Origin of the sequence: Microbacterium sp. 18062 (assembly GCF_902706225.1) — a bacterium.
GTDB lineage: Bacteria > Actinomycetota > Actinomycetes > Actinomycetales > Microbacteriaceae > Microbacterium.
Window position 1 is genome coordinate 1 of sequence record NZ_CACSKB010000478.1, and the last position, 424, is coordinate 424.

A 424-nucleotide genomic window follows, 5' to 3' on the forward strand; every position below is an offset into this window, starting at 1 on the left:
ATGTTGCTCGCCGCCTTGTTCGCCTTCGGACCTTCCAGCCAGTTGAACCGGTCGGTCGAGAGCAAGATGAAGTGGATCAGCAGCGCAAGGATGAAGAGAAAGGTGAACAGAGCCACCAGGGTGCGCCGCGGATCGAACAGCAACCAGACCTTATGCATTCGATCCTCCTCAGCCGATCATCGTGACTAGGGCGCGGGCCGCATCGGTGACGCCTTCGAGAGAAGCGTAGCCCTGCGGTCCGGGAAGCCACGGACGCCACATCCACACCAGGATGTGGGCGACCACGGCAATCGCCGTGAAGATGAGGAAGCTCGTCAGGAAGATCGCGTGGAACTCCTTGGCTTCCGGTTCCGTCAACCCGGACAGGCTGCTCGGTCTTTCTGTTGCAACGGGTCCACCGGCCATCGTTCAGACCTCCGTGTGT

General features: G+C 60.6%; 2 protein-coding genes. Both read right to left on the reverse strand.

Annotation, left to right across the window (positions count from 1 at the left end):
* Nucleotides 1-158, reverse strand: a 158-nt coding sequence (pufA, locus tag GVL03_RS24280; RefSeq protein ID WP_159502708.1) for a light-harvesting antenna LH1, alpha subunit, incomplete at its 3' end; no start/stop codon positions are given.
* 10 nt (nt 159-168) lie between these two features.
* Nucleotides 169-357 (reverse strand): light-harvesting antenna LH1, beta subunit, encoded by a 189-nt coding sequence (pufB, locus tag GVL03_RS20810; RefSeq protein ID WP_200847381.1) that lies wholly within the window; start codon nt 355-357, stop codon nt 169-171.
* Nucleotides 358-424: the final 67 nt, after the last annotated feature.